This is a genomic window from Paraburkholderia sp. J94, from assembly GCF_905220285.1.
GTDB lineage: Bacteria > Pseudomonadota > Gammaproteobacteria > Burkholderiales > Burkholderiaceae > Paraburkholderia > Paraburkholderia tropica_A.
The window spans coordinates 129,342-146,380 of the sequence record NZ_CAJMZH010000009.1 but is presented as its reverse complement, the minus strand read 5'-3'; the positions used below and the strand labels follow the sequence as shown (position 1 = coordinate 146,380).

The window sequence follows — 17,039 nt, the reverse complement described above, 5'->3', positions numbered from 1 at the left end:
ATCAGACGATCGGCCCGTTTCTTTTGCGTCTCGCGACTACGGCCACCGCGCGCTCAGGCGTTCAACGCGCCCTTCCTCAAGCACGCGACGCGATACACGCCGTCTTCCGCCTCCACGCCGTGGATATCGTGCGTGAAGCCCGGAAACCGCCGGTCGAACGCTTCCAGCGCCTTCAGATAGCCAAGGAAAGGACCATCCGCATCGCCCGCGTTTTCGCCAGGCATCAGCAGCGGAATGCCGGGCGGATACGGCACCACGCCGGTCGCCACCGTGCGCCCGTCCATGCGTCCGAGTTCGAGCGTATCGATCTCGTTGTGCACGAGTTGCTCATAGGCCTCGGCGGGACTGCAATCGGGACGCGGCAGTGTGGAGAACGCCTGCGCCATCAGCGCGGTCGTGCGCAAATCGCGCATCGCCGCGAACATGCGGTCGCACAGTTCGCGCAGCCCGATGCCCGCATAGCGCTGCGGATGCTGATCGACGAGGTCGGGCAGCACGTGTTCGAGCGGCGCGTTCACGTCGTAGTCGCGCTTGAAGTCGAGCAGCGTGTTCACGAGCGTGCCCCACTTGCCCTTGGTCACGCCCAGCGAGAACAGGAACAGGATCGTGAAGTCCGCGGTCTTCTCGACCACGATGCCCTGGCGGTCCAGATACGCCGTCACCACGCTGGCCGGAATGCCCACCGGCAGCAGTCCGCCATGCGGCGCGACACCCGGCGTGATGATCGACACCTTGATCGGATCGAGCATGCAGTAGCCGTCCTCGATCGTGCCGAAGCCGTGCCAGTCGTCTTCCGGGTGCAGCACCCAGCACGACGGATCCTGCAACAGCAGCGCCTCGGGCGCATCGTGGAAGGCGTAGCGGCGCGCGTTACGGCGGTCCACCACGGTCTCGGGCTGCCAGACGTGGAAGAACCAGTCGTCGCGATCGTCGAAACCGGCGGCGAGGCGCGCGAGCATCTGCCGGAAGCCGATGGCCTCGCGCATCGCGTCGGTCGTCAGCGCGAGGCCGCCGGGGCCGTCCATCATCGCGGCGCTCACGTCGTTCGAGGCGATGATCGCGTACTGCGGCGAAGTCGACGCGTGCATCATGAACGACTCGTTGAAGCGCGTGTGACCGATCGCGCCGCGCCCGTTGCGCACGTGGATGAACGAGGCCTGCGAGAGCGCGGCGAGCAGCTTGTGCGTCGATTGCGTCGCGAACACGGTCGGGCGGCTCGCGTCGTGATCGGCGGGGTCGCCATGCATCGCGAAGCGCTCGCGATAGAGCGGATTGAAACGCGCGTAGCCGTACCACGCTTCGTCGAAATGCAGCCGGTCCACGCTCTCGCCAAGCAGCGCCTCCACGCGCGCGACGTTGTAGCAGAGGCCGTCGTAAGTCGAGTTGGTGATGAGCGCGTGCACCGGCTTCGGCTTCACCTCGGGCCGCCCTTTCACGAGCGGATTGTGATCGATGGCGAGCCGCACGGCCGCCTTCGTGAGCCGCTCCGGCAGGATCGGCCCGATGATGCCGTAACGGTTGCGCGACGGCACGAGCCAGGTCGGGATCGCGCCCGCGAGCGTCATCGCGTGCTCGACCGACTTGTGGCAATTGCGGTCGCACAGTGCAACTTCGTTGCGCGTCACGCTCGCCATCACGATCACGCGGTTCGAGGTCGACGACCCGTTGGTCACGTGATAGCTGCGATGCGCGCCGAACACGCGCGCGGCGTACTTCTCGCTCGCGCCGATCGGCCCGCTGTGATCAAGCAGCGAACCCAGCTCGCCCACCGAGATCGACAGATCGGAGCGAAACAACTGCTCGCCGAAGAACTCGAAGAACGCGCGGCCGACCGTCGACTTGAGGAACGCCGTGCCGCCCGTGTGTCCCGGCGTGTGCCACGAATATTCGTAGACGCGCGAGAAGCGCGCGAGCGCGCCGAACATCGGCGGCAGCACGGTTTCGCGGTAACGCTCGATGGCCGCGACGATGCGCCCGCCGATGAACGACGTGGTGTCTTCGAGCATCCAGATGAAGTCGTCGGCCTGGCGCATCGCTTCGACGGGCACGCCCGCCGCGCTCATGCGGTCGGCGAGCAGGAACACCGGCAGCGTCGCGCTGCGCGCGCGCAAGGCGTCGAGCACGGCGCGCGCAGCGGCGTGCTCGCTGGCGTCGGCGTCGGCGCTGAGCGTGCCGAGTTCCCAGTCGAGCAGCAGGCATTGGACGCCGGGATCGGCGCCGATCACGGCGATGGCGTCGTCGGCGCTCGCGGCGGTCACCACGTCGACGAGGCGTTCGCGCAGCTCGTCGATCAGCGCGCGCGCGGCGCGTCCGTTGGCCGTGGCGGCGTCGATCTGCGGGTGGACGAAAAGCGCGCGCATGCCGAGGCGGCGCGACGCGTGTTGCGGGGACACGGTGCTCATGAAGCATTCTCCGAGGTCGTGGAAGGCGTGACGGGCGGCGAACCTGGCTGCGCCGGCGCGCTCGCGACGCCCGGCAGCGGCACGCGCGGCCGCAGCGTGAGGCCGCGATCGTGGCCCACCGAAATCCAGAAGGTCGCGACGAGCGCCACCACGGCGACGCCGAACGACACGTAACGCACCCAGCCTGGCGCGCGGCCGCCGGGATGCAGATGCTTCTCGGCGATCTCGCGCTGGCGATTCACCGAGAGCTCGTAGAACACCACCGTCGCGATCACGAAGATCAGCGACCAGCGCGTCTGCTGCCCGTCCGAGCCGACCATCGCCCAGAGCGCGTAGACCGCGCCGACCAGCCCGACGACCGTGTAGAACGTGAACTGATGCGGCGACATCTTCCCGTAGCCGAGCACCTTGATCGCGATGCACGAATAGATGTACGGCAGGAGCGTCATGATCACGGCGATCGAGGCGATCTTGCCGAACTGCTCGCTCGCGTTCGGCGACATGGTGGCGAGCACCTGCACGGTCATGATCGTCGCGACGATGGCAAGGCCCGCCGACGGCACGTTCTTCGCGTTCACGCGCGCGAACACGTTGCCGAACAGGCCGTCGTCGGCGGCGGCTTTCGCGGTTTGGCCGACCAGCAGCGTCCAGCCGCCGAGCGAGCCCAGACAGCCGAGCGCCGCGCACAGCGCCACCGCGTTCGCCGCCGTGCTGCCGAGCGCGACGCGCGCGGCGTCGGCGAATGGCGCGTTCGACGCGATCAGCGCCTTATTCGGGATCATCCCCATGATGACGGTCGAGCTGAGCACGTAGCAGACGGCCGCGATCACCACGCCGCCCACGGTCGCGATCGGCACATTGCGCTGCGGATTCGCCACCACGGCCGTGGACACGGAGGCGCTTTCCACGCCGATGAACGCCCACAGCGTGAAGTTCAGCGTCGAGCCGATCGCACTGAACGCGTTGCCGCCGCTCACGTTCCAGCCCGACATGTAGACCGCGCCGCTGAACCAGAACCAGCCGAACAGCGCCATGCCGACGATGGGAATCAGCGCGATGATCGTCGTGACCGACTGCACGCGCGCGACCACCTGCGGGCCGAGGATGTTCGCGTAGGTCAGCAGCCAGATCACGAAGATCTGCGCGGCGGCCAGCGTGAGCGGGTCGCGCAGCGAAGGGAAAAAGTGCGTGAGATAGCCGAGGCCCGCGACCGCGAGCCCGGTGTTGCCGAGCACGTTGGCGAGCCAGTAGATCAGGTTGGTCTGGTAGCCGACGTAGTTGCCGAACGACTTGCGCGCGTAGGCATAAGGGCCGCCCGCGAGCGGGTCGATGGCCGCGAGCTTCGCGAACACGAGCCCGAGCGACACCGCGCCCACCACCGTGATCAGCCAGCCGAAGATCGAAATGCCGCCGGTCGCGGCGAGATTGGCGGGCAGCATGAACACGCCCGAGCCCATCATGTTGCCGGCCACCATCAGCGTGGCGGGCACGACGCCGATCTTCGGCGTCTCATTGCTGCTCGCGGCGCCGCCCTTCGTGAGAGCGGTGCCGGAGGGTTTCGCATCAGACATGCGCTCTCCCAGTCAGGTGTGATGCAGCCGTGTGGGCTGCGATGACGACCTGGCGAGACGCGTCGGCCAACGCCTCGCCGCCTGTGCGAAGCCGTCGGATGGACGGCCGCGAACAGGTAGGAAGAATAGTCTGGTGAAGTGCGAAAACAGGTCGATTCAGGTCAGAAGTCGTGCGTTTCTGGCGACTCCATGCCTTGAATCAACTCATCTCAATTTTGACTGGCGTAGCGCGCGCATCGATGCGAGCGACCGCGCGGATCGGTGCACGGTGACGTGCGGCGGGCGTTACTTGCCGAGTTCGTGCCCGATCACACCGCCCGCGACCGCGCCGCCGACGGTGCCGACCGCGCTGCCGTTCGTCGCTTTGTTACCGACATAACCGCCCGCGGCCGCGCCGCCGAGCGTGCAGGCGCTGCCGCCGAACGCCATGAGAACGAGGAGCGCGAGCGCCGCGCCGCTGCGAGTGAGCCGCTTCATCGTCAATCTCCTGATCGATGCTGACGGCTTTCAGTCAGCAAACGGCGTGCCGCATTCGCAGGCTCAATCGTGACGCGATTCGCGCGTCAGCCGTGATGCAGATGCAGCAGGATCAGCGTGAGCGTGACGAGCGAGCCGAGCGTCGAATGCAGGATCGTGCGGCCGGTCACGTGCGCCTCGCGCTTGTAGTACTCCGCGAGCATGAACGGCCCGGTGCCCGTGGGCAGCGCGGCGAGCAGCACGGCCGTCTCCACCAGTTGCGGCGACAGGCCGAACACGCGGTCGGCGAGCAGCCACGTCAGCGCGGGCTGCGCGACCAGCTTCGAGAGCGTGAGCCACCAAGACGATTCCTGCGGCGCATCGCTTTTCGCGCGGCGCTCGGCGAGAAAGAGGCCGAGGCTCACCAGCGCGCACGGGCTCGCCGCGCCGCCGAGCAGCTTGAGGAAGGTTTCGCCGCTCGCGGGAATCGTCACGTGAAAACCCGACATCAGCGCGCCCAGCGCGGGCGCGACCAGCAGCGGATTGCGCATCAGCGAGCGCGCCACCTTGATCAGCAGACGGTGCGGACGGCGCTCGCTTTGCAGCCCCGTTTCGATCAGCACGATGGCGAAGGCGAACAGCACGCACACCACGAGGATCGTCGCGATGGTGGTGGGCGTGAGGCTCGACGGCCCGAACGCGATCATGCAGAGCGGAAAGCCTACGTAGCCGGTGTTCGGATAGGCGGCGGCGAGGCCGTCAATGCTCGCGTCGGCGAGCGGACGGCCGAGGAACAAACGCACCGCCACCACGCCCGCGAACACGACGAGGCCCGCGATGCCGAACGCGGCCACGAACGCGGGCTGAAAGAGTTCATGCCACGTTGCGTGCGCAAGAATGTCGAACAGCAGCGCGGGCAGCGCGAGCCAGACGACGAAGCGGTTCAGTTCGGAAGCGGCGGCGGGACCGAGCACGCCGAAGCGGCGGCAGGCGAAGCCCGCGAAGATGAGGCCAAAGACGGGCAGGAGAATCGAAACAGCGGAGAGCATCGGAGTTCGGAGTGAGAAGCGGCAAAAGCATCGCGCGCGGACCGGCCGCGCGCACGACATGACAAAAAATAAAGCGGCGAGACGGGTTCAGTTCATCGGCAAATCCGTCTCAGTCCATGGCCGCGTGGTTCGCCTCGGCGGCGCCCGCAGCGTGCGAGGAAGGCCGGATGAACACCAGCAGCGGAATCACCAGCAGCGTGGCGACGAACATCATCTTGAAGTCGTTCAGATACGCAATCATGGTCGCCTGCTGCGTGATCGACTGGTTCAGGAGCGCGAGATCGACTCGCGATCCGGCTTCGAGCATCGGCTGCACCGCGGGGTTGAACGGCGTGATGTTGGCGGCGAGATCCGAGTGCGCAACCTGCGTGCCGCGCGTGACGAAGGTCTGCACGATCGAGATGCCGATACTGCTGCCGATATTGCGCATCAGGCTGTACGTGGCCGTGCCGTCCGCGCGCAGTTGCGGCGTGAGCGTGGAGAACGTCAGCGCCGACAGCGGCACGAACACGAAGCCGAGGCCGAATCCCTGCACCACGCCGGGCCAGACGATATCGGAGGCCGACAGCACGATGGTGTACTGCATCATCTGCCAGAGCGCGTAGGCCGAGACCACGAAGCCGAATAGCAGCATCGCGCGCGCATCGACATGCTTGAGCATGCGCCCCGCGATCAGCATGGCGATCATCGTGCCCGCGCCGCTGGGCGCCGTGACGAGGCCCGTGGTAGCGACCGGATAGCCCATCAGGTTTTGCAGCATCGGCGGCAGCAGCGCGCGCGTGGCGTAGAGCACCGCGCCGATCACGAAGATGAAGAACGTGCCGGTGGCGAAATTGCGGTCCTTGAGCAGCTGGTAGCGGAAGAACGTCATCGGCCCCGAAGAAGCCGTATGCACGATGAAGAACGCGAACGCCAGCACCGCGAGCAGCGCCTCGATGCGGATCTCCAGCGAGCCGAACCAGTCGAGTTGTTCGCCACGGTCGAGCATCGCCTGCAACGCGCCGATGGCGAGCGCGAGCGTGGCGAAGCCGAACAGATCGAAGCGCGATTCGCGCAGCGGCTCGCGCGCGGGCAGGAAGGTGGAGACGCCGAACAAGGCGAACGCGCCGATCGGCACGTTGATGAAGAACACCCAGCGCCAGTTGTAGCTGTCCGTGAGCCAGCCGCCGAGCGTCGGCCCGAGCACCGGCCCGACCATCACGCCCATGCCCCACACGGCCATCGCCTGGCCCTGGCGCTCGCGCGGGTTGATGTCGAGAAGAATCGACTGCGAAAGCGGCACGAGCGACGCTCCGAATATGCCTTGCAGCAGCCGCGAAAGCACGATTTCGCCGAGCGTTTCCGAGAAGCCGCACAGCGCCGAGGCCAGCGTGAAGCCTGCGATGGCGACGCCCAGCAGCTTCTTCACGCCGTAGCGGTCGGCCAGCCAGCCCGTGAGCGGCGTGGCGATGGCCGCCGCCACGATGTACGAGGTGAGCACCCAGGTGATCTCGTCCTGCGAGGCCGAGAGCGTGCCCTGCATATGCGGCAGCGCGACGTTGGCGATCGTGCTGTCGAGCGTCTGCATCAGCGTCGCCAGCATGATCGAGAGCGTGATCATGCCGCGATTGAGCGGGGCTTGCGCGCGTGGGGCGTCCTTGCGCGGCGCGTCGTCGTGCGGCGGCGCCGGACGCGATGCGGCGGCGCCGTCCTGCGTAACAGCGGTCATCGTGAGCCGTTCGGGTGCGTGGGTGACGAGGTCAGTAAGCAGTAAATAAGCGTTCGGGTCAGGTCGAACAGAAATAATAAGCCTGCTTATTATACGAATCCGAAACGCCGGCGCAATCGGGAACATTCATGAAGAAGCGGCAAACGCGGGACCACTGCCGAAAACGCGGGTCGATGTGGAGCGGCCGCGACCGAAGCGCCCCGGCCCTCGCGCGCGAAGCCGCCCACGGCGCGACCGTATAATTGCGCCATGACTACCGACACTACCGACCTCGAAAAACGCTTTGGCTTCTTGATCGTCGATGTGGGCCGGCTGTACGGCAAACGTTACGACGAGCTTGCGAAGTCGTCGCTCGATCTCACGCGCGCGCAGTGCCGCATGATTGCGTACCTCGCGCACTATGGCGCGATGAACCAGGCGAGCCTCGCCGAGCAGCTCGAAGTGGCGCCGATTTCGGCGGGCCGCCTGCTGGAACGCATGGAAGAAGCGGGCTGGGTCGTGCGCACGCCCAATCCCGACGATCGCCGCGAATTGCTCGCGAGCCTCACGCCCAAGGCGGAAAGCGTGCTTTCCGCCGCGCGCCGCGTGGGCGACGAAGTGCAGGCCGAAGCCCTGGCGGGCTTCACGCCGGAAGAAGCGGAGCAGTTCAGCAATATGCTCCAACGCGTGCGCGGCAATCTGGGCGCGCTAGTCGAGCGCTAGCCGACGCCAGCGAGGCTCAGCGCCCCGCGATTTTGCGCTGCCGCCACAGGCACAGCAGATCGCACGCGAGATGCGCGGCGGCCAGCGCCGTGATCTCGCTCTGATCGTAGGCGGGCGCGACTTCCACCACATCCGCGCCAACGAGGTTCAGCGCCTCCAGGCCGCGCACGATCGCCAGCGCCTGCGCCGACGACAGCCCGCCCGCCACCGGCGTCCCCGTGCCCGGCGCGAATGCCGGGTCCAGACAGTCGATATCGAAGGTCAGATACGCGGGCCGCTCGCCCACAATCTCCAGAATGCGATCGCGCGCCGCGCGCGGGCCGTGCTCGTGAACCCACGCGGCATCGAGCACATTGATGCCGAGAAAGTCGTCGTTCCACGTGCGGATGCCGACCTGCACCGAGGTCTGCGGATCGATCAGCCCTTCTTTCACGGCCTTGTAGAACATTGTGCCGTGATTGAGGCTGTCGGGTGCATCGTCGGGCCAGGTGTCGCAATGCGCGTCGAAGTGAATCAGCGAAAGCGGCTTGCCGTACTTCTCCGCGTGCGCAATCAGGAGCGGATACGTGATGAAGTGATCGCCGCCGAGCGTGAGCATCTTCGCGTTCGAGCGCAGGATCGTGCGCGCATGCTCGACGATGGCGGGCTTGATCGTCAGCGGATTGTGCGCGTCGAACCAGCAATCGCCGTAATCGGTCACGGCCAGCGTCTCGAACGGATCGAAACCCCACGGATACGGATGCAGCTCCGCCAGTTGCACGCTCGCCGCGCGCACCGCCGCCGGGCCGAGGCGCGCGCCCGAGCGGAACGTGGTGGCCAGATCGAGCGGCACGCCGCTGATCGCCACATCCACGCCGTCCAGCTCGCGCGTGTACTTGCGGCGCATGAACGAAAGCACGCCCGCATAAGTATTTTCGATGGAAGAACCGTGCAGCGAGTCGCGGCGGATGGCGCCGTCGCCGTGTAGCGTGGCCGTCATGCGATGCCTTTGGTCGTGGGATCGGAAGAAGAAAAAACGCGGCGGCGCGCGAGCATCGATGCCCACGACGCCGCCGCGACGCCGCCGCGGTGACGCTTAACGCAGACGCACGAGCGTCGACTTCAACTCCGTGTACTTCTCCAGCGCGTGCAGCGACTTGTCGCGGCCGTTGCCCGACTCCTTGAAGCCGCCGAACGGGAAGTTCATGTCGCCGCCTTCGTCGTAGCAGTTGACCCACACGGTGCCCGCGCGCAGACGACGCGAGATTTCGTGCGCGTTCGTGAGATTCGACGTCCACACAGCGGCGGCGAGACCGTAGTCGCTGTCGTTGGCGATGCGCACGGCTTCGTCGATGGTGCTGAACGTAATCACCGAGAGCACCGGCCCGAAGATTTCCTCACGCGCGATGCGGGCGTCGTGATGCGTGTCGAACACCGTCGGCTCCACGTAGAAGCCGCCGCTCGCCTCGTTCACGCGCTCGCCGCCATAGAGCAGCTTCGAGTCCTTGCGGCCCGCTTCGATATAACTCAGCACGCGTTCGAGCTGGATCTTGTCGACGATCGCGCCCATCGAAACATCGGGATCGAGAGGATTGCCAGGCTTATACGCCTTCGCCGCTTCCACGAGCTTCGCGAGGAACACGTCCTTGATGTCGCGATGCACGAGCAGGCGCGAACCCGCCGTGCACATCTCGCCCATGTTGTAGAAGATCGCGCCCGCCGCCGCGTTGGCCGCGCGGTCGAGATCGGGGCAATCGGGGAGCACGATGTTCGGCGACTTGCCGCCGAGTTCGAGCCACACGCGTTTGAGATTCGACTGGCCCGCGTACTGCATGATCTGCTTGCCGACGTTGGTCGAGCCCGTGAACGCGATGCAGTCCACGTCGCGATGCAGGCCGAGCAGCTTGCCCGGCTCGCCGCCGCCCGGCAGCACGTTGAACACGCCCGCCGGAATGCCCGCTTCGTGCGCGAGCTGCGCCACGCGAATCGCCGTGAGCGGCGATTTTTCCGAGGGCTTGAGCACCACGCTGTTGCCCGCCGCGAGCGCCGGGCCGAACTTCCACGACGCCATCAGGATCGGGAAATTCCACGGCACCACCGCCGCGACCACGCCGATCGGTTCGCGCGTGACGAGGCCCACGAGATGATGATCGGCGGGCACGACTTCGCCGCCCACCTTGTCGATGGCTTCGGCGAACCATTCCACGCAATACGCGGCGCCCGGCACGTCCACCGTGGTGGTGTCGCCGATAGGCTTGCCCGCGTCGAGCGTTTCGAGCAGCGCGAGTTCGTCCTGGTGCTCGCGCATCAGCGCGGCCCAGCGCAGCAGCACCGCCTTGCGCGCGCGCGGATTGAGACCGGCCCACACGCCTTCGTCGAAGGCGCGGCGCGCGGCGGCCACGGCTCCATCGACATCGGCGGCGCCGCAGTCGGCCACGCTCGCGAGCACGCGGCCGTCGATTGGGCTCAAGCAGTCGAAGCTGCGTCCCGAGTAGGCGTCGCGATACGCGCCGTCGATGAATGCACGGCCTTCGATCGAAAGCGTCGCGGCCTTGTCCTGCCAATAAGCGAGAGTTTTCTTTTCCATCAGGATGCCTCAATAAATGGCGATTCGCCCGGCGTGCCGCGCATCGCATGGCGCGCGCGGCTTCGGGCGCATCGGTTTCGCGCGATCAGAACGTGGGCGGCGAATTCGCCGACACCACTTCGCAGACGTCGGTCGCGCTGGGATTGCGAAATCGGTGCGGAAGGCGGCTTTCGAAGTAATAACTATCGCCGGGGTCGAGCAGCCACGTCGTGCCGTCGACGGTCAGTTCGATCTGGCCGCTCACCACGACGCCGCCCTCGTGTCCCGCGTGAATCAGCATTTCGGGGCCGGTATCCGCGAGCGGCTGATACACCTCGCGCAGGATGCCCATGTTGCGGTCCCTCACGTTCGCGCCCGCCAGATAGAGCTCGATCGACGCGTTGCCGAGGTTGGGCATCTCGTCGCGGCGCGACACCACGCTCGCACCCTCATTCAGATCGAAGGTGAAGAATTCCGCGAGGCTCATCGGAATGCATTCGAGCAGCTTCTTGAGCGATCCCACTGAGGGACTGACGCGACTTTGCTCGATCAGCGAAATCGCGCCGTTCGTCACACCCGCGCGTTTGGCGAGTTCGCGCTGCGACAAACCATAGCGCTTGCGCACGTAACGCAGGCGCGTGGCGACTTCGGTGGAAACGGATGCGGACTCGGTCACGGTCGAAAAGCGGTTTGGATCAGGGAACGCGCATGAGACACACCTGCGCGGCGCGATAAACGTGTTGAATATTCTAATCAGTTTGCTTTTTTTTGCGTCAGTACAAACCCCTGTAAGTTATTCGAAATATAAAGACAGTGCGGCATATTTCGCACTCCGCTGTGTTTTCAGGGCTGTCCGGGAAAGTGCTGACATAAAAAACGTAAAAAAATAATTGACGGCCTTTTTGGCTCGTATATGCTGAAACACAGGTCGATCGAACGATGATTCACAGCATCACATCGCACCGCAACACGCGATCAATGCGCGATACATCGAACGGCACCTATGTTTAGTGTCGCGAAGCGCATTTTGCATACCGCGCGGTGCGAAACAAACAACTGACCAACAAAACCCAAGTCGAGTGTAATTGTGAGAGTCCGTGGCCCTCTGGTGAGATGGGATCGAAGTCATGCGAGGTGTCTTCGCAGCGACTGCGCCGCCATCGCCGACGGCAGTAGCGGCAGACTTGCCTCTCGCCCGCTTCTTTCCGTCTTCACAATCCTTTCCCGCCGGTCTGTCCGGCGCCATAACGCCGTTTCCGCACGCGCCTTTATTGCCGTCCACACGGACGAAGTCGCGTCGCTGCTGCCCTAGCGCCTCTCCTTCCTGCGCCGTTCGTTTTTATCGCCGTCTTTTGCATGCGAGGCCTTGTGTCGTGCATGCGCGGTGTGCCTGCGCACGTCTGAATACCGTCGCGCCGCATAACGGCAGAAAACGAACCGCCTACATGATCTCCACGCGCAGCGCGATGCGTTAGCGTCGCTCATCGCTGCGTCATTACGTTTGCGGCCGTGCATTCAGCGCGGTTGCAAGGTCATGTCACGCCTGTTGCGCCAATGCTTTATGTTTGCAAACGCGCATCAGGAAGAAGAAGTGAACCATTAGTCATGCGAACCAAACCTTTGATTGGCGTTACCGCCGATCGCACGATGATGGGACCGCACGCGTCGCACGTGGCCGGCGAGAAGTACATCGCCGCAGCCGTGGATGGCGCCGGGGCGCTCGCGTTCGTGCTGCCCGCGCTCGGCGAGCGTCAGGCGGCGGCGGACATACTGGATGCTGTGGACGGACTGCTCTTCACGGGCAGCTACTCGAACGTCGAACCGCATCGTTACGGCGGCCCGGCGAGCGCCGCGGGCACGCTGCACGATCCGGCGCGCGACGCGACCACCTTGCCGCTCCTGCGCGCCGCGATCGAAGCGGGCGTGCCGGTGCTGGCGATCTGCCGCGGCTTCCAGGAGATGAACGTGGTGTTCGGCGGCACGCTGCATCAGGAAGTGCACGCCGTCGACGGACTGCACGACCATCGCGAGAACAAGGCCGATCCGCTCGATACGCAATATGGTCCGGCGCACACGATCGCGCTCGTCGAAGGCGGGCTGCTGCGCAAGATCGCAGACGGCGCGACCGAGGCGCGCGTGAATTCGCTGCACGGGCAAGGCATCGACACGCTCGGCAGCGGACTCGTTGCGGATGCAACGGCCCCCGACGGTCTCATCGAAGCGATCAGCGTGGCGAACGCGTGCGCCTTCGCGCTCGGCGTGCAGTGGCACCCTGAGTGGCAGCACGCGCAAAACGCCTTGTCCACCGCCATCTTCCACGCCTTCGGCGCGGCTTGCCGCGCACGCATGCTGGCCCGAATACCGGGCGGCGCCGCGCATCAGCCCGCACGCGCCCACGCCGCGCACGTCTGAGCCCGGCCGAACAGAACAGAGAGAACGATCATGCACGACATCGACGAATTCCTGAAGAAGCACCACATTACCGAAATCGAAGCGATCATCCCCGACATGGCGGGTATCGCGCGCGGCAAGATCATTCCGCGCAGCAAATTCGAATCCGGCGAATCCATGCGTCTGCCGCAAGCGGTGATGATCCAGACCGTCACGGGCGACTATCCCGAGGACGGCACCCTCACCGGCGTCACCGACCCCGACATGGTCTGCGTGCCTGACGCCTCGACCATCCGCATCATTCCGTGGGCCGTCGACCCCACCGCGCAGGTCATTCACGATTGCGTGCACTTCGACGGCTCGCCCGTCGAAATCTCGCCGCGCCGCGTGCTGCGCCGCGTGCTCGAACTCTACGAGGCGAAGGGCTGGAAGCCCATCATCGCGCCGGAACTGGAGTTCTATCTCGTCGACATGAACAAGGACCCGGACATTCCGCTCGCGCCGCCGATCGGCCGCACGGGCCGTCCTGAGACGGGCCGCCAGGCGTATTCGATCGAAGCCGTGAACGAGTTCGATCCGCTGTTCGAAGACATCTACGAGTACTGCGACGTGCAGGATCTCGAAGTCGATACGCTGATTCACGAAGTCGGCGCCGCGCAGATGGAAATCAACTTCATGCACGGCGAGCCGCTCGGCCTCGCGGACCGCGTGTTCCTCTTCAAGCGCACCGTGCGCGAAGCGGCGCTGCGCCACCATATGTACGCCACCTTCATGGCGAAGCCGATGGAGAACGAGCCGGGCTCGGCCATGCACATCCATCAGAGCCTCGTCTCGGCGGAAAGCGGCCAGAACCTGTTCACGGGCGAGGACGGCAAGCCCACCGACATGTTCCATGCGTATATCGCGGGCCTGCAGAAGTACACGCCCGCGCTGATGCCGATCTTCGCGCCGTACATCAATTCGTATCGCCGCCTGTCGCGCTTCATGGCCGCGCCGATCAACGTGGCGTGGGGCTACGACAACCGCACCGTGGGTTTCCGCGTGCCGTATTCGTCGCCGGCCGCGCGCCGTGTGGAGAACCGCATTCCCGGCGTCGATACGAATCCGTACCTCGCCATCGCCGCCACGCTCGCCGCCGGTTATCTGGGCATGACGCAGCACCTCAAGCCCACCGACCCGCTCGTGAGCGACGGCTACGCGCTGCCCTACCAGTTGCCGCGCAATCTGGAAGAAGGCCTCACGCTGATGGGCGCGAGCGAGCCGCTGATGGGCATCCTCGGCGAGAAGTTCGTGCGCGCGTATCTCGCGCTCAAGGAAACCGAATACGAAGCGTATTTCCGCGTGATCAGTTCGTGGGAACGCAAGCACCTGCTGCTGCACGTGTAACGAGAAAGGAGACATTGCAATGAGCTATCGAATCGACGCCCCCGCCAGCGCGCTGCAAGAAGCGCCGACGACGCTGCGCGCACAAGCCGCGCAAGGCGCACGCACGACCGCCGAATATCGCGCGCTGGACGCCGCGCATCACATCCATCCGTTCTCGGACATGGGCTCGCTGAACAAGGCGGGCAGCCGTGTGATCGTGAAGGCCAAGGGCGTGTATCTGTGGGACTCGGACGGCAACCAGATCATCGACGGCATGGCCGGTCTCTGGTGCGTGAACGTGGGCTACGGCCGCAAGGAACTCGCCGACGCCGCCTACGAGCAGATGCAGCAACTGCCGTTCTACAACACCTTCTTCAAGACCACGCACCCGCCGGTCATCGAACTCTCGGCGCTGCTCGCCGAAGTGTCGCCGGAGCCGTTCAACCACTTCTTCTATTGCAACAGCGGCTCGGAAGGCAACGACACGGTGCTGCGCATCGTGCATCAGTACTGGCTCACGCAGGGCAAGCCGTCGAAGAAGGTCGTCATCTCGCGCAAGAACGCGTATCACGGTTCGACCATCGCAGGCGGCACGCTCGGCGGCATGGGCTACATGCACGAGCAGATGCCCTCGAAGGTCGAGAACATCGTTCATATCGATCAACCGTATTTCTACGGCGAAGCGGCGGGCAACATGACGCCGGAAGAATTCGGCCTCGCGCGCGCCCAGCAACTCGAAGCGAAGATTCTCGAAGTGGGCGCGGAGAACGTGGCCGCGTTCATCGGCGAGCCGTTCCAGGGCGCGGGCGGCGTGATCTTCCCGGCTTCGACCTACTGGCCGGAAATCCAGCGCATCTGCCGCAAGTACGACATTCTGCTGTGCGCCGACGAAGTGATCGGCGGCTTCGGCCGCACGGGCGAATGGTTCGCGCATCAACACTTCGGTTTCGAGCCCGATCTCATCACGATGGCCAAGGGCCTCACGAGCGGCTATGTGCCGATGGGCGCGGTCGGCCTGCACGATCGCGTGGCCAAGGCGCTGATCGAGAACGGCGACTTCAATCACGGCCTCACGTATTCGGGTCATCCGGTGGCCGCCGCCGTGGCCGTCGCGAATCTGAAGCTGCTGCGCGACGAGAAGATCGTCGAGCGCGTGAAGACCGATACGGGTCCGTACTTCCAGCAGCAGTTGCGCGAGACCTTCGCGAATCATCCGATCGTCGGTGACATTTCGGGTGCGGGCCTCGTGGCCGCCCTGCAACTGGCCGAAGACCCGAAGACGCGCAAGCGCTTCGCGAACGGCGGCGACGTGGGCACGATCTGCCGCGACTTCTGCTTCAACGGCAACCTCATCATGCGCGCCACCGGCGACCGCATGCTGCTCTCGCCGCCGCTCGTCATCACGCGCGGCGAGATCGACGAAATCGTGTCGAAGGCGAAGAAAGCCGTCGACGCCACCGCGCAGCAACTGGGCTATTCGTAACGCAGTCACAACCGGGCCGGCGGCGCACAACGGGGTGCGGGCGCCGCCCGCCAACCTTCATCATTTGGGGAAATCAACATGAGTGTCAGACATCTTCGTCATGCCGTCGCACTGGCCGCGCTCGCCGTCTGCGCGGGTCTCACGGCGACTTCGAGCCAGCCGGCTCGCGCCGCGGACGACACACTGAACGTCTACAACTGGTCCGACTACATCGCGAAAGACACGATCCCGAACTTCGAAAAGCAGACGGGCGTTCACGTCAAGTACGACAACTACGATAGCGACGACACCTTGCAGGCCAAGCTGCTCGCGGGCAGCTCGGGTTACGACATCGTGGTGCCCACGTCGAACTACATGGCCAAGCAGATTCAGGCCGGCGTGTACCAGAAGCTCGACAAGTCGAAGCTCCCCAATCTCTCGAACCTCGATCCGGTGCTCATGCACATGATCGCGGACGCCGATCCGGGCAATCAGTACGGCGTGCCCTGGGCCTACGGCACCGACGGCATCGGCTACAACCAGGAAGCCGTCGAGAAGGCGCTCGGCACGAGCGCGCCGGTCGACAGCTGGTCGCTGATTTTCGATCCGGCCAATCTCTCGAAGCTCAAGGGCTGCGGCGTGTCGTTCCTCGACCAGGCCGCCGACGTGTTCGCCGCCACGCTGCAATACATGGGCAAGAATCCGAACAGCACGAATCCGGCCGACTATCAGGCCGCCTTCGAAACGCTGAAGAAAGTCCGCCCGTACATCACGCAGTTCAATTCGTCGGGCTACATCAACGACCTCGTGAACAACGACATCTGCGTGGCCTTCGCGTGGTCGGGCGACGTGGGCATCGCGCATCGCCGCGCCGAGGAAGCCAAGCGTTCGTATCACATCAAGTTCGGCAATCCGAAGGAAGGCGGTCTGCTGTGGTTCGACGTGATGGTGATCCCGAAGGACGCGCCGCATCCCGAAGCCGCACTGAAGTGGATCAACTACATCCAGGACCCGAAGGTCAACGCCGCGATCACCAACGAAGTGTTCTATCCGACTGCGAACAAGGCCGCGCGCCAGTTCGTGACGCCGTCGGTGGCGCAGGACCCGACCGTGTATCCGGGCGACGACGTGCTCAAGAAGATGACGCTGATGCGGCCGATGCCGGCCGAAATCCTGCGCCTCGAAAACCGCCTGTGGTCGCAGCTCAAGACCGGCCACTAAGCGTCCATTGAGGCGCGAATAACAAGGAGAAGGAAGGAGACAACGCGCGGCTGAGGGATCGCTCGACCCCTCGCCGCCACGAAGTCCGCTGTTTGATGTCCGGCTGAGCGCGCCGCCCCCTTTCCCCGGCAACGCGCCAGCCTCCACCGAGCTCCGTTCGCAGTGCT

General features: G+C 65.2%; 14 protein-coding genes. 6 read left to right on the top strand and 8 right to left on the bottom strand.

All coding sequences use genetic code 11. The features are described 5' to 3' along the window. Positions 1-53: 53 nt before the first annotated feature. The 5 genes from U4Y88_RS20630 to U4Y88_RS20610 form a co-directional block, all read right to left on the bottom strand. Entirely contained in the window at positions 54-2,402 is a 2,349-nt protein-coding gene (locus tag U4Y88_RS20630; RefSeq protein ID WP_310629901.1) for an Orn/Lys/Arg decarboxylase N-terminal domain-containing protein, read from the bottom strand. Then, positions 2,399-3,973: an arginine/agmatine antiporter gene (gene adiC / locus U4Y88_RS20625; protein WP_321786007.1), complete on the bottom strand. Its 1,575-nt coding sequence runs from the start codon at positions 3,971-3,973 to the stop codon at positions 2,399-2,401. The genes U4Y88_RS20630 and adiC overlap by 4 nt, the downstream gene beginning before the upstream one ends. Positions 3,974-4,258: 285 nt before the next feature. Continuing rightward, positions 4,259-4,450: a glycine zipper 2TM domain-containing protein gene (locus tag U4Y88_RS20620; protein WP_224013165.1), complete on the bottom strand. Its 192-nt coding sequence runs from the start codon at positions 4,448-4,450 to the stop codon at positions 4,259-4,261. 86 nt (positions 4,451-4,536) lie between these two features. After that, the gene (locus U4Y88_RS20615) at positions 4,537-5,478 is read right to left on the bottom strand and encodes an AEC family transporter (RefSeq protein WP_321786005.1); all 942 of its coding nucleotides are present in this window, start codon (positions 5,476-5,478) and stop codon (positions 4,537-4,539) included. A gap of 109 nt (positions 5,479-5,587) precedes the next feature. After that, positions 5,588-7,078 carry a DHA2 family efflux MFS transporter permease subunit gene (locus U4Y88_RS20610; RefSeq protein ID WP_224013258.1) on the bottom strand — a complete coding sequence of 497 codons (1,491 nt, stop codon included), beginning with the start codon at positions 7,076-7,078 and terminating at the stop codon, positions 5,588-5,590. Positions 7,079-7,435: 357 nt separating this feature from the next. Here U4Y88_RS20610 and U4Y88_RS20605 point away from each other — a divergent pair, with 357 nt between their 5' ends. Beyond that, a complete protein-coding gene (locus tag U4Y88_RS20605) occupies positions 7,436-7,888 on the top strand; it encodes a MarR family transcriptional regulator (RefSeq protein WP_321786003.1) in 453 nt (150 codons plus the stop codon). Between the two features lie 16 nt (positions 7,889-7,904). Here U4Y88_RS20605 and speB read toward each other — a convergent pair whose 3' ends face one another. From speB to U4Y88_RS20590, 3 genes are all read right to left on the bottom strand, one after another. Further along, positions 7,905-8,867 (bottom strand): agmatinase, encoded by a 963-nt coding sequence (speB, locus tag U4Y88_RS20600; protein ID WP_321786001.1) that lies wholly within the window; start codon positions 8,865-8,867, stop codon positions 7,905-7,907. Between the two features lie 96 nt (positions 8,868-8,963). Next, on the bottom strand, positions 8,964-10,454 hold the full coding sequence (locus U4Y88_RS20595; protein WP_321786000.1) for an aldehyde dehydrogenase: 1,491 nt from the start codon (positions 10,452-10,454) through the stop codon (positions 8,964-8,966). 85 nt (positions 10,455-10,539) lie between these two features. Further along, positions 10,540-11,109, bottom strand: coding sequence for a cupin domain-containing protein (locus U4Y88_RS20590; RefSeq protein ID WP_224013170.1), 570 nt, complete (start codon positions 11,107-11,109; stop codon positions 10,540-10,542). Between the two features lie 411 nt (positions 11,110-11,520). Between U4Y88_RS20590 and U4Y88_RS20585 the strand changes: the two genes are divergently transcribed. The 5 genes from U4Y88_RS20585 (at position 11,521) to U4Y88_RS20565 (ending at position 16,872) form a co-directional block, all read left to right on the top strand. Beyond that, on the top strand, positions 11,521-11,745 hold the full coding sequence (locus tag U4Y88_RS20585) for a hypothetical protein (protein WP_224013171.1): 225 nt from the start codon (positions 11,521-11,523) through the stop codon (positions 11,743-11,745). Positions 11,746-12,038: 293 nt separating this feature from the next. Then, positions 12,039-12,845 carry a gamma-glutamyl-gamma-aminobutyrate hydrolase family protein gene (locus tag U4Y88_RS20580; RefSeq protein ID WP_321785998.1) on the top strand — a complete coding sequence of 269 codons (807 nt, stop codon included), beginning with the start codon at positions 12,039-12,041 and terminating at the stop codon, positions 12,843-12,845. A gap of 30 nt (positions 12,846-12,875) precedes the next feature. Next, on the top strand, positions 12,876-14,210 hold the full coding sequence (locus U4Y88_RS20575) for a glutamine synthetase family protein (protein ID WP_224013173.1): 1,335 nt from the start codon (positions 12,876-12,878) through the stop codon (positions 14,208-14,210). Positions 14,211-14,229: 19 nt separating this feature from the next. Beyond that, the gene (locus U4Y88_RS20570) at positions 14,230-15,672 is read left to right on the top strand and encodes an aspartate aminotransferase family protein (RefSeq protein WP_321785996.1); all 1,443 of its coding nucleotides are present in this window, start codon (positions 14,230-14,232) and stop codon (positions 15,670-15,672) included. Positions 15,673-15,750: 78 nt separating this feature from the next. Further along, the gene (locus U4Y88_RS20565; RefSeq protein ID WP_321785994.1) at positions 15,751-16,872 is read left to right on the top strand and encodes a polyamine ABC transporter substrate-binding protein; all 1,122 of its coding nucleotides are present in this window, start codon (positions 15,751-15,753) and stop codon (positions 16,870-16,872) included. Positions 16,873-17,039: the final 167 nt, after the last annotated feature.

Bases quoted from the DNA above. Each gene is read 5' to 3' on its own strand.
- U4Y88_RS20610 (WP_224013258.1), bottom strand. From the start codon at position 7,078: ATGATCACGCTCTCGATCATGCTGGCGACGCTGATGCAGACGCTCGAC.
- U4Y88_RS20620 (WP_224013165.1), bottom strand. From the start codon at position 4,450: ATGAAGCGGCTCACTCGCAGCGGCGCGGCGCTCGCGCTCCTCGTTCTC.
- U4Y88_RS20575 (WP_224013173.1), top strand. From the start codon at position 12,876: ATGCACGACATCGACGAATTCCTGAAGAAGCACCACATTACCGAAATC.
- U4Y88_RS20595 (WP_321786000.1), bottom strand. From the start codon at position 10,454: ATGGAAAAGAAAACTCTCGCTTATTGGCAGGACAAGGCCGCGACGCTT.
- U4Y88_RS20605 (WP_321786003.1), top strand. From the start codon at position 7,436: ATGACTACCGACACTACCGACCTCGAAAAACGCTTTGGCTTCTTGATC.
- U4Y88_RS20580 (WP_321785998.1), top strand. From the start codon at position 12,039: ATGCGAACCAAACCTTTGATTGGCGTTACCGCCGATCGCACGATGATG.
- adiC (WP_321786007.1), bottom strand. From the start codon at position 3,973: ATGTCTGATGCGAAACCCTCCGGCACCGCTCTCACGAAGGGCGGCGCC.
- speB (WP_321786001.1), bottom strand. From the start codon at position 8,867: ATGACGGCCACGCTACACGGCGACGGCGCCATCCGCCGCGACTCGCTG.
- U4Y88_RS20570 (WP_321785996.1), top strand. From the start codon at position 14,230: ATGAGCTATCGAATCGACGCCCCCGCCAGCGCGCTGCAAGAAGCGCCG.
- U4Y88_RS20615 (WP_321786005.1), bottom strand. From the start codon at position 5,478: ATGCTCTCCGCTGTTTCGATTCTCCTGCCCGTCTTTGGCCTCATCTTC.
- U4Y88_RS20630 (WP_310629901.1), bottom strand. From the start codon at position 2,402: ATGAGCACCGTGTCCCCGCAACACGCGTCGCGCCGCCTCGGCATGCGC.
- U4Y88_RS20565 (WP_321785994.1), top strand. From the start codon at position 15,751: ATGAGTGTCAGACATCTTCGTCATGCCGTCGCACTGGCCGCGCTCGCC.